Genomic DNA, 10,902 nt, shown 5'->3' with positions numbered 1-10,902 from the left:
GGTATCCGTTATCGAGACAAAACTGCTCCCACTGGGGGATGAAAAGACGGCAAAAGTCGTCGACATCGCAGAAAATTTCAACTAACTTGTCCATGGCCTGTTCCTCCCCGGTGTCGTTTTAGGCTTTCACCAAAACTTTGCTCCTGGAACAGGCCTCTCGTCAATTTCTTATCCAGAATTCAGGTTAATTAAGTTCCCCGACTTTTTGACTTAAATATTCTCCCTTTTCCGGTAAATCTAAGCGGAATGCGATATCCGCCTCTTTCCTCGGAATGCTGACATTGCGATTTGAGGCATCAATTTCCAGTCTGATTTCCGGGTATTTTTTTACAAAATGACTGAGTTTTGGAATGAGTAAATATTCAGCCATTAAAGATACCATTGAGATAACAACACTTTTTTTAAATTTACCCTCCTGAGTAAAATAGTCTTCTAAGCTTTCGATATTCTCTCTCACCTGAACAGTCTTCTTATATAAGAGCAAGCCTTCAATCGTTGGAATATACCCATCCTGAGTGCGATCAAAAAGGCGCTGTCTTAATGTGTGTTCCAGACGCTCTGTTCGTCTGGATACTGTTGCATAATTCACATTTAATCTTTTTGACGCAGCAGAGACAGTACGACATTCTACAAGTGCGGTAAAAAACCTCAGATCATCCCAGTTTACACTATCCATATATGTATCCTGTTAACAACCAAAACAGAAATCCTAACACTTACAAACTGAATTTAATAACTTTGTATTTAACGGATGACGCGTTGAATACACACTTTTTTGCACATGCCATATGCAATATTTCTCAATTACTTTTGATATGGCATACCGTAACCTTGAATGAATTTAATTTCCCTATACTATAAAGGCTAAGATAATGAATTCGACAAAAACGTTATTGGAACTCGTTGGCGCACCAGAAAAGACTCTTGACTGGAATAAAGCTGCTCTTGTATTGATTGATCTTCAAAAAGAATATTCTGATGGAGCACTACCATTAGGGAAAGCAGGGAAAAATGCAATTGTTAATGCAGCTAAGCTATTAGATCATGCCAGAAAAAAACATATTCCAGTATTCCATGTTGTACATCACGCTAAAGTGGGGTCTGCCCTATTTGATCCTGCGACAGATAATGTACATTTTATTCAGGGTGTTGAGGCTAGTAGTGAGGAATATATTATCACCAAATCATTACCTGATTCATTTTACAATACACCATTGAATGAATTGTTATCATTAACTCACCGTAACCAGTTAATACTGGCGGGTTTTATGAGTCATATGTGTGTCACTGCAACAACCATTAAAGCATTAGAGTTAGGCTATGAAAATTTTGTCTGTACTGATGCCTGTGCCAGTCGAGATCTGAAATATATTGATGGTTCAATAATTGATGCAGATTCAGTACATAGAACGGCGATGGCGGCTTTGAATGATCGATACGCAACGCTGATCGATTGCGCGAGTGTGATAAGATAATTACCTCATGCTTACCCCCAAAAAAGATTATTTTTTACTCAGTGTTGGCACTGCCATTTACCATTATCTGGTTCCCCATTTGGGTCGAATAAATGATGAATACAAAACATCAACACTCCCTAATAAATAATGTCAATAAAGCAGGTAACCCGGCAATAAATGCAAGAACAAGTAAAGATATAGAATAATTCAGCATCAGTAGTAAGTGAGCAATAAGTGGTCCTATACTTGCTCCAACAAATAGTACAAATGTATAGAGTGATATGGCTGTTCCTCTATATTGTTGTTCTGCCAGAACAGCAATTACGCCAACCAGAGAAGGGACACTGAATGCACGTCCACCAATAAAAATAACACTGGAGAAAAGTAATCCCCAGGCGCTTCCAAAATAAACAGTAACCGAGGACAATATTAATCCTGCTGCTGCAATTAAAAAGCTCCACCGGACAAGCGATATCGCACCTATTTTTTGTATTATCCAGGGTGCAAGCAGAGAAAGAAACATCACGGGTAAAACAATCAGCCTCGTGGTGAAAGGTTCTATACCCATTATGGCAAATTTTTCGCCGTAACTTTCGTCCATCATGATATAAAAAGCAACTAAAGCTGATAACGTGCATAGTGTACTGAGATACAACCACTTTAAGTTTTTCTCAAACAATATTCCCGGTATTTTCCTATAAATATCAAACAATGTTGTTTTGTGATTCTCTTCTACTTGATTGTTTTCCTTATCCCTGTGAACAACAAAATAAATCAAAATAATTGATCCAAAATAAATAGGGACCAGCACAAGCTCGATAGTATTAAAACCATAATGACTGAATTTTATAGCATAAAGCTGGGCAACAATGCTCGCTGTTAAAAAACCCAACGACATAAACGATATTGCTCTCGATTTCAGCGTAGAAGACAGGTTCTCATTCAGGTATGCCAGTATAATGGGCGGATAACAGGAAGCAGCAAATCCCTGTAATACCCGGAGTGTCAATAACTGGCTAAAACTAGAGCAAAATCCGACTAATACGGTGAATAACAGAAAAAAGATAAAACCGGTTAGCATGACCAATCTACGACCAAAGCGGTCTGAAAGTGGGCCTGACAATAAAAAACCTGCCGAATAACCGATGCTGAAAGCGCTGCTCACCCACCCAGCCATGTTTTTATTGTTGTTAAAATGCTGGGTTATCTCCGTAAGGATCGGAATCGGAATGTAAATCTGACCTACAACCGTAAGGCCTGTTAATGCTAAAAGTACACTGATAAGTAGTGGGTACCGATGCAATGTTCGGGTTGACATCCTTACATCTCCTCAATTGTTGGAACTACGATGCCATTTTGGTAAAGCCACCCAACATATTGAACAGTACTGATACAAATCGATACGAACTGTTTTGTTTCAATTTAAGTGTATGGGGGAATTTCGGGATTTCAAGGAGAAGGAGTCGTGTATTCAATGGTGATTGGTATATTCAGTTAAACAATGTTGGTGATCCGTTTGTGGCTGGTGATTTTAGGCTTAACTCAAAGGTTTTTGAATGCGCGGTATTAGATTATTTTGCTAAACTTTGGAATGCTCCTGACCGTGATAGCGCCACACCGGGAGAGGGCTATTGGGGCTATGTCTTGTCAATGGGAAGCACCGAGGGAAGTTTATATGCACTGAGCTTATTAGTAGAGTTTTTTGCGTCACGTGGTTTCCCTATAGTGGTAAATTTCAACTATGGCACAACCTTTAAGGGTGCACTTGATGATGTCAGTGGCGCAATTGATTTGCTGCTCCCCATACTTGAAAAATACGGTCTTAAGGATAGAACCCTTCAAATTACACTGGAAAATGGCAAAGTTGTCAAAAGTCCTCGAAATGGCTACTGGCTCCACATTGATGGTGCACTGGGTGCTGCTTATGGTCCATTCTTAGAAAAAACGAGAGAGCAAGGAATTGATATTGGTGTAGGGACGCTTCCTTCATTTGATTTCAGAAATCCAATTCACTCGAAGGTAAGAGTTCTCCCTACCCTTATTCTGAAGTAAAAAGTAATTTCTATTTTGGAGAACAGAGTGACATTTTAAATTTTCAATAACAAAGGATTAGGGAGAAACGGAACAGCAACCACCGTTAAGTGGTTACTTAAAGTGACTATTTAATTATGGATCAATAATTACCCCCTTAATTAATCACTTTTTTCAGACTGAATTAACCTGTCAAAAATATCAGATGGTATTGCAGTTATTTTCTTTTTCTGAAGATCAACAAAAAACAATACAACCTCACACTGGTTAATGACTTCTCCACAACGGTTACTGATGGACTGCTCTATCTTCAGGCGTGTTTTTCCCATTCCAGTTATCACTGTTTTTATGTGAAGTAAATCATCAAGGAAAGACGGAGAAAGATATTCGAGGCCGATTTTCCTGACAGCAAAAACACAGTTTCTGTCAGCTAAATTTCCGGATTCAATGCCGAGTGAGCGAAAAAACTCAGTTCTGGCGCGGTCATAAAAGTTAACATATGCCCCATGATATACAACACCCTCGGCATCTGTATCACTGTAGTAAACCCGCAGATTAAAACCCACTACGTTATCTCCTTTATTTATTAAATAATTAAAGTCTGTTCAAACTTAATGTTTAATGTTTTGAGACTTCTCAGAACCAAGTTTTCGGTCTGCCACACCACTGGTGAACTGACAGTAAAGGAGGGAAACCGCTGCAAAAAAGCGTGACACAGGATATCCATTTGCCTGATGGCCAATTGTTGCCCAAGACAGTTGTGTAGCCCAGTACTGAAACCAATGTGTCTGGTTACATTACTGCGGTCTATATCAAATCTGTCAGCATTAAAAAAAGCATCCTCATCCCGGTTTGCAGATCCCAGACAAAGCAGAAGGATATCACCTGCTGCAATCTCACTGTCACCAACCCGGCAGGAATGGGTCGCCATTCTTCTGGTGATCTGTACTGGTGAGTGCAAACGCATGGTTTCGTTTATAGCCAACTTAATTTTTTGCGGTTCTCGACGAAGTCGGTTTTGTAACCCGTTATCACAGGCCAGCTCCAGAAAAAAACTGCCTGTCAGCGATTCGTTGGTTTCACTGGTGGCAACAAGAATATTAATGATATCCGCAAAAATGTTTCTCTTAACCTCATCGTGATTATTTCCATAGCCGCTTAAAAGTGCCCTGTAAAAAAGAGAATTTTTTAGCTGCTGCCCTTCATCCAGCATTGCATCACACAATACTGAGGCACGATGCAGGAATTCAATCCCGTCATTAAATTCGTCAAAAGAGAGTATGCCTGGCGCTTCAAGCAAAGGACGTACTTTCTTCTGAGCTTCAACGAAAAAATCCAGTTGATCATCATTAAGATTCAACCAATGTGAAAATATTTTCTGCCAGAATTTAGTCGCTATATCACTCATTATTTCAATATTATTCCGGCCGGCAATATTATTCAGAATAATATTCACCTCCTGCTCAATAATGGTTTCCAGTTCCTTCATATATATTCCAGTCACGAGAGGCATCATTGCTTTCTTATGCATCCGGTGAGATTCTCCTTCCTGAAGAAGAAGGACATTATTCAGCATACTCCGGACATTTTCAGGTAATGAGCTTTGTCTGTCTCGGATATATTTTTCATAAGTATGAAATGCGCCTATTGCTTGAATATTTTTATTAAGCAATAAGTCTTTTATGTCATTGTGCTTTGTTATCAGCCAATTACCACCCACTTTGCTGACAGGTTCATTTATCCTTAATTGTCTATAAATATCATAGGGATTATTCTGGAATTTTTTAGAACGTGGATTAAACTTTATTCTTTCAGCCATATATTCTCCTTCATTAAGATGGCGACCAAAATGCGTTCCTTTAGCCTTGCTATTTAATTGATAATTCCGCCCCCTCTAAACACCAATTAAAATTTGGCGTGTAATTTCACATGATTTTATTAGATTGCGCTGCAATAAATATTGTTATTAAACTATTAAATAATGTTATTCCAGAATTTTCTTTCTATATTGGCTTTAATGATTAAGAAGTTTTTGTCCAATTTCATTCTAACGACAACATCTCAAAAAATACTTTCTCTGAACATTGTCGTTATGAAAGTTATAAGCCAAGTCCATTGGCGATGATATTACGCTGAATATCCGATGTCCCTGAATAAATGACGGATGCAATGGAGTTGCGTAATTCTCTTTCGGCATGACTGTCAGCAAGATAACCCTTTGCTCCGTAGATCCGTAATGCATCCATTGATAACTGTGTGTACGTTTCAGACACGAACAATTTTGCACAAGCCGCTTCCATCGTGGCATCTTTCCCTGCGTCTTTTAAGCGTCCCACCCGATAGACAAGTTCACGTGCAGCATCCAGATTAACCTTCATGTCTGCGATACGATGCGATATAGCCTGATTTTTCCCAATGGGCTGCCCAAACTGTTTCCGTGTGCGTGCATGGGTGATGCATTCGTCAAGGCTGCGGCGCATTGCTCCCAAGGCTGTAGCGAGAATACATCCACGCTCATACTCCATGGCACTTTCAAAGATCTTAATACCCCGTCCTTCCCGCCCTAATATGGCATCCGCGGGGATACGGCAATCCTTGAGTATAACTCGCCCCATTTGTGCGGTACGTAACCCCATTTTTTCCAGCGGCTGACTAACCTCTATACCTGGTGTGGATGATTCGACAAGAAAGGCGGTGATACCTAAAGGGCCGAGTGTGGGATCAATTGTGGCATAGATAACATAAAGGTCAGCAATAGGAGCATTTGTGATATAAGTTTTCACTCCATTAAGAATATAACAATCACCACTTCTTACTGCGTGAGTGCGCATGGAGAAAACGTCGGAACCGGCTTCATCTTCTGTCGAGCCATTAGCACCGATTAATGTTCCATTTAATAGACCAGGTAAGAAACGAGAACGTTGGGCCGGCGTACCGTGGATAGCAAGTTGCATCGTCACTGTCCACAGATGAGCGTTGAGTGAAAACAATAGCCCCATATCTTCGCAACCGTATCCCAGGCCTTCCATGATAGACAGAAGATCAGATAATGAGGCCCCTTCACCACCATATTCTTCCGGTATGGACATTTTAAGTAACCCGAAATCTGCGCATTTTTGCCAACCTTTCTGGAAAAACGTCCCGTTACGATCAGAGGCTGAGATATCTGTCTTCAATTGCTCATGAGCAAAACGTTCGGCTTTATCACGCAATAATAACCGTTTTTCATCCAGTTGATTTGTCATGGTTTCGTTGCTCCAAAAATTGTTGTTTCAGAAATTGATAGTTAGTTTTACCCGTAGAAGTACGTGGAAGTTCAGGCAGGTAACTGAAATAGTCAGGGAGCATGTATCGTGCAAGCCTTTTATGACAATACTGACTCAGCTCTGTCAATGATAGCAGGGGATCATAAGACACCAGAAAAGCAGTGATTGCCACTTCTCCATCAATCTCTGTGCTGATAACTGCACTGTCAGAGAGTTTAGGGTGAGTTATCAGGCATGACTCAATCTCATCCAGTTCTATCCGGTATCCATGGCGCTTAATCATGCGATCGCGACGCCCCATGAAAATGTAACCTTCTGCTGAGGAGCGAACCACATCTCCTGTGTTGTACCAATATTTGCCGTTAAGGTAAAAGATACGCTGAGCGGTTCTCTCCTGATCGTTCCAATAACCAGCAAAAACAGCATCTCCTGAAACACATAACTGACCTGATTCACTTTCCGGCACAGGCTGAAGATGTTCATTGACAACAATCGTTTCACAATGAGTACAAGGACTGCCAATGGATAATGGCTCCAGACGATTTTCCGGAATAGGGACAGGTACTTGGTAGACAGTACATACATTAGTTTCTGTGGGACCATACAAGTTGAAATAATCGGCTTCAGGCCACAACTGCATCAACTTACGTAATTTGGTAATTGGGAAAACCTCTCCTGCAAATAGTACGAGGCGTAACTGGTTAGGGATATGACCTTTTTGACACTGCTCAGCCAAAATACCTAAAATTGCAGGAGCAGAATACCAGATGGTAATTTCTCTGCGGGCAATAAATGAAGCCAGATGGCGTGGGCTTGCAGCAAGATCAGTATCAATCAGATGAATGCAGGCTCCATTCTTCACAGAGACATAAATGTCGAAAATTGACAGGTCAAAATGAAATGGGGCGTGACTGGATATTTGATCTTTTGCCGTCACCCGGAAGAAATCTGAAGCCCATTCAACGAAACTAACTGAGTTACGATGGCTTATGACTACACCTTTCGGGATACCAGAAGAACCGGATGTGTACAGTATGTAGGCAGGGTGATCCGCATCAGGTGTACCGCGCGGATAATTAAGCTCTTTTTCACTTTTTTCCGTGGATCGTTTTTCTATAGATAAAATATCCCGTACCTGTAATTCCCCGCTTGTTTTTTCTCCAACTTCCTGTATCACAATGATCTGAGATTGAAAGTCAGGGGCAACTTGTATCAGGTATGCTGCGGACTCGGGATCAGTCAGAATGCAACGAACTTGACAATTATCAAATACAGCGAATGCCCGCAAAGCGGAGCTATTCACATCGGCGGGTACGTAGACAGCACCTAAACGGAGTACACCAAAAATGGCAGCAAGGGTTTGTGGTTTCTTGTGCATAAAAATACCAACACGATCACCCATCACAACGTCTTTTTGGTCAAGAAAAGTCGCAACTTGATCCGCAGCATCGGAAAGCTGCTTATAACTCATTGTTGAATCGTCAGAACCAATGACTGCACAAGCTTCGGGATATAGTAAGACAGAATCATCTAAGTACTTAGCCAGATCGACTGAAGATCCAGTTTGTTCCTTTAATACTGTCGCTATCATTGCTTGTCTGCTTCTGATGAATTATCACCCACTGATTTTTCAACGACATAGCGTGATATTTCACGAATAGTCGTAAAACGTATTCTTGGATCACTGACACCAACGATAATATTAAATTCATCTTCAATGAATGAAACCAGACGCATCATTGCCAAGGATGAAAGTATCCCTGATTCTCCTAAATTCAGATCATCAGTAATATCAAGGTCATTTCCTTTTAGGATATCGTCGATAATAAAAGCCCGGATTTTAGTCAAGGTATTAGTCATAATAACTTTCTCTATCAGTCAGTAATTAATGTAATGGATTAAAAATGTTCACAGTGGGTTTATAGCAGGCTCATCTTTTTGCATGAAGGGGCCAGAATAACGTCAGGCCAGCGGAGTATGGCTGCTGAAGCTTCTGCCTGACCACCAAACCCGTACAGAAGTACAGTATCACCGGGTTTAATGTCACCGGCAGCAGCGGCTGTATATGCATTGAATGGCATCAACACCGGCCCGATATTAGCAACCTGTGGGAAAGTATTTACCACACGGTTAAGTTCTACTCCTAATGCACTGGCCGAAAACTCTGCGTGCCAGGCTGTCGGAGTATTCACAACGACAAAGTCAATATCTTTCAATTCAAGCCCGGCTTTTGCCAGAGCACCCTTTGTTGTCTGTACGAGATACTCTTCAGCTGTGGCCCGTAATACGTGGGAGATAGAGGGATCTACACGCAAGCGGATTTTTTGCCTGAGGGGGGTTGTTCCAGAGGTATCCTCGACTGCATCAAGCAACCAGGTGCCACAGGTTTTTCCCGTATGCAAAGATTCAGCGCCCAGTAAACCAGAACCGGCTTCTACCGGCCCGACCAAAAATGCTGCCGAAGCATCTCCGCATAAACGCAGGGTGACATCGTCAGGTTCGATCGCCCGCGATAGTCTGGATGTTGTTATGACTAAAACTCGTTCTTTTAACCCTGCTTGCACCCAGGCACAGGCCGTCAATAATGCTGTCATGGAACCACCACAGGTTGCTTCTATGTTAAAAGCACCGCCGCCAGTTCCAAGTAACTGAGCAAGATACCCGGCATCACCTGAGCCAATCCGATCCGGAAACATTGACACTGAAATCAGACAATCTACCTCTGCCGGAGAAACACCCGCAGCACCCAGTACACGATGTGCGGCTTTAACGCCGAGCTCCACACTTCCTTCGTTAGTTGCTGCTATTCGGCGCTCGACACTACCGAAAAAAGGATCGTCCAGATAACGTTCCATCGCGGCATCATAGGGGTTAATTTTACGACGACCGGATACGCCACGTGATCCCGCTACTGTTATTGACTGCTCTTGAGGTATATCTTCACACCACCAATCATTTGTACGCACCTCATCAGGCAAATATACGGCAATCGCCTGAATTCCTGCTGCTTGCATATAGTCTCCTCATATAATTAAAGCGGATTACCTAAAATCATGCGCATGAATTTGCGTTCTGATTTGCAGGCAATAAAATAAATTCGAACTAAAAATCAGTTGTATGATAAATGCAAAAGTTCACTTTAAATACTCTAAATTTATTGAACTATTAAATTGATGATTCCAGTCAATGCCTTTCTAAATATTAATTAAAAGTGGTCGTATAATTTCACATTATTTTATTGAATTACGCTGCAATAAATATTGTTATTAAACTATTAAGTAATGTAATTCTAAAATCGGTCACGAATTCAATTTATTGATTTATCTTAAATATAATATTCTCTTTCGATAAAAGACCCGATGACTTTGTCATGCATTTCTATGGATTTTGAATAACTCAATATTTTACAATTCAGTCTGTTAATTCGGTTTCAGAAGGTGAGATTTTCACGTTCAATACGCTGTGTGAAGATTTTTCCAATGAGGGACTTATCTATGGGCAATACATTGTAAGCCTTGAAATGATCGGTACACCAAAAAGTGACGTTAAGACGCGATAATTTCTCGATGAGCTGAATTTCAACCTGTTCCAGTGGTAATGAGGTTATCCATACAATTGCTCGCTCTATGCCCATTTTATCGCCAGCTACCAACCGACTGATTTAGCGATTTTTCCTGCCCACAATACTTAGCCCTGACAGATCAATACAGTCTGAGCTTATTTAGCATGCAATGTTAGAGTAATTTTCGATTCCGCCTCTTATACAACCAGTAAAAAAGAAAACCGCCTAGAATTTAATGTTTATCCAGCAATATCGCCGAGTAAGCCGATGAATAAAATAAACTATTATTTACATCAGAGAATATAACTCAATAAATATTATTTATTGTAAACTCACTTCACATTGAATGAGTGTTTATTTCATTTTTTCTCATTTAATTTTAGTATCAAACATATTGATGAATTTATTGATCACCTTCCATGAAAACAGAACTCAATAGACTTTATTCGATATTTTCATATAAATAACATTTTATTAACAATAAAATTTTTAGGATAGATCATACATCATTTTAACGGTATTTTACTTGTATCTAACTGTTTAAATAATTGAAATATGAGCATGAAAAAAATTAATGATAATATAT

Annotated in this window: 10 protein-coding genes and 2 pseudogenes; 2 read left to right on the top strand and 10 right to left on the bottom strand. The window is 40.4% G+C overall.

Annotation, left to right across the window (positions count from 1 at the left end; translation table 11 throughout):
• Positions 1–94, bottom strand: a pseudogene (locus AACX38_RS02205) (IS982 family transposase); the annotation flags it as partial.
• A gap of 90 nt (positions 95–184) precedes the next feature.
• Complete coding sequence (locus AACX38_RS02200) at positions 185–676, bottom strand: LysR family transcriptional regulator (protein WP_228865641.1); 492 nt, start codon at positions 674–676, stop codon at positions 185–187.
• A gap of 196 nt (positions 677–872) precedes the next feature.
• Between AACX38_RS02200 and AACX38_RS02195 the strand changes: the two genes are divergently transcribed.
• On the top strand, positions 873–1,475 hold the full coding sequence (locus AACX38_RS02195; RefSeq protein WP_228865640.1) for a cysteine hydrolase family protein: 603 nt from the start codon (positions 873–875) through the stop codon (positions 1,473–1,475).
• Between the two features lie 109 nt (positions 1,476–1,584).
• Here AACX38_RS02195 and AACX38_RS02190 read toward each other — a convergent pair whose 3' ends face one another.
• Positions 1,585–2,775, bottom strand: a complete 1,191-nt coding sequence (locus AACX38_RS02190) for an MFS transporter (protein ID WP_228865639.1) — start codon at positions 2,773–2,775, stop codon at positions 1,585–1,587.
• Positions 2,776–2,975: 200 nt separating this feature from the next.
• Here AACX38_RS02190 and AACX38_RS02185 point away from each other — a divergent pair, with 200 nt between their 5' ends.
• Positions 2,976–3,509: a hypothetical protein gene (locus tag AACX38_RS02185; RefSeq protein WP_228865638.1), complete on the top strand. Its 534-nt coding sequence runs from the start codon at positions 2,976–2,978 to the stop codon at positions 3,507–3,509.
• Between the two features lie 140 nt (positions 3,510–3,649).
• Here the strand turns inward: AACX38_RS02185 and AACX38_RS02180 are convergent, their stop codons facing one another.
• The 7 genes and pseudogenes from AACX38_RS02180 to AACX38_RS02150 all read right to left on the bottom strand — a co-directional run.
• Positions 3,650–4,054: a YbgC/FadM family acyl-CoA thioesterase gene (locus AACX38_RS02180; RefSeq protein WP_228865637.1), complete on the bottom strand. Its 405-nt coding sequence runs from the start codon at positions 4,052–4,054 to the stop codon at positions 3,650–3,652.
• A gap of 20 nt (positions 4,055–4,074) precedes the next feature.
• Complete coding sequence (locus AACX38_RS02175; RefSeq protein WP_228865636.1) at positions 4,075–5,307, bottom strand: cytochrome P450; 1,233 nt, start codon at positions 5,305–5,307, stop codon at positions 4,075–4,077.
• 280 nt (positions 5,308–5,587) lie between these two features.
• Positions 5,588–6,733 (bottom strand): acyl-CoA dehydrogenase family protein, encoded by a 1,146-nt coding sequence (locus AACX38_RS02170; RefSeq protein ID WP_228865635.1) that lies wholly within the window; start codon positions 6,731–6,733, stop codon positions 5,588–5,590.
• Positions 6,714–8,345 (bottom strand): amino acid adenylation domain-containing protein, encoded by a 1,632-nt coding sequence (locus AACX38_RS02165; RefSeq protein WP_228865634.1) that lies wholly within the window; start codon positions 8,343–8,345, stop codon positions 6,714–6,716. Before AACX38_RS02165 ends, AACX38_RS02170 begins: the two co-directional genes overlap by 20 nt.
• Entirely contained in the window at positions 8,342–8,614 is a 273-nt protein-coding gene (locus AACX38_RS02160) for an acyl carrier protein (protein WP_228865633.1), read from the bottom strand. The genes AACX38_RS02165 and AACX38_RS02160 overlap by 4 nt, the downstream gene beginning before the upstream one ends.
• Positions 8,615–8,673: 59 nt before the next feature.
• Complete coding sequence (locus AACX38_RS02155; protein WP_228865632.1) at positions 8,674–9,768, bottom strand: 3-oxoacyl-ACP synthase III family protein; 1,095 nt, start codon at positions 9,766–9,768, stop codon at positions 8,674–8,676.
• 311 nt (positions 9,769–10,079) lie between these two features.
• Positions 10,080–10,328, bottom strand: a pseudogene (locus tag AACX38_RS02150) (IS1 family transposase); the annotation flags it as partial.
• Between the last annotated feature and the right edge of the window lie 574 nt (positions 10,329–10,902).

This window comes from Xenorhabdus sp. PB30.3, from assembly GCF_963895965.1.
GTDB lineage: Bacteria > Pseudomonadota > Gammaproteobacteria > Enterobacterales > Enterobacteriaceae > Xenorhabdus > Xenorhabdus stockiae.
This window is presented reverse-complemented; position numbering and strand designations above follow the sequence as displayed.